Annotated in this window: 1 pseudogene; it reads right to left on the bottom strand. The window is 75.1% G+C overall.

The annotated features are described in order from the left end of the window. Positions 1–720, bottom strand: a pseudogene (locus tag ACLEQD_RS44715) (VWA domain-containing protein); the annotation flags it as partial.

The raw sequence follows: 720 nt of genomic DNA, 5'->3' as shown, positions 1-720 counted from the left end.
GCGCAGGTCGACAGGCGGTCCACGTGCCGCTGCGCGGGGACGTCCGCGGAGCCCAGGCGGGCCAGCTTGTAGAGCCCCTTGTCCGCGCCCTCGAGCGCCCGCTCGGCCGCGTCCTGCTGGCGGCGCGACAGGGCCTTCCACGCGGCGGCCTCGAAGGAGACCAGCTCCAGCTCCGCGGACACCGCGCGCACGAAGCGGCCCTCCTCGCTGTCCGGCAACAGGCGCGTCACCGGCACGGACAGCCGCCGGGTGTCGCCGTTCTCCGTGTACGAGGCGGTGACGGTGAGGTTCCAGTCGCCCTTCTCCAGCACGCCCGTGAAGAGCACGCGGCGCGGGAACGCGTGGGACACCGCCCCCAGCGCGGCGCTCATCGCGTCGCCCTCCACGCGCGACGGGTAGCGGTGGCGGCAGCGCAGGTCCGCGAAGCCCGTGGGCAGCACGTACACGCGCGCGTCCGCCACGACCTCGCCGAACAGCTCCGCCCCCAGCGCGCCCACCGCCAGCGGCAGCCCCTCCGCGTCGTCCACGTGCGTGAAGCCCGTGCCGGATGGGCCGGTGAGGGCCTCCAGGATTTCGGGCAGGTAGTGCCGCCCCAGCCCCAGCGCGTGCAACGCCACGCCGGAGTCGTGCACCCGCTGCCCCAGCACCTTGAACTCGCCCAGCGCGGTGGGGCCCACGGAGGGCTCGCCGTCGGTGAGCATGAGCAACTGCGGCCGGGCG

Source organism: Corallococcus sp. 4LFB (genome assembly GCF_046520365.1).
Taxonomy (GTDB): domain Bacteria; phylum Myxococcota; class Myxococcia; order Myxococcales; family Myxococcaceae; genus Corallococcus; species Corallococcus caeni.
Note: the sequence above shows the minus strand (reverse complement) of the source record. Positions and strands in the feature narration are given on the sequence as shown.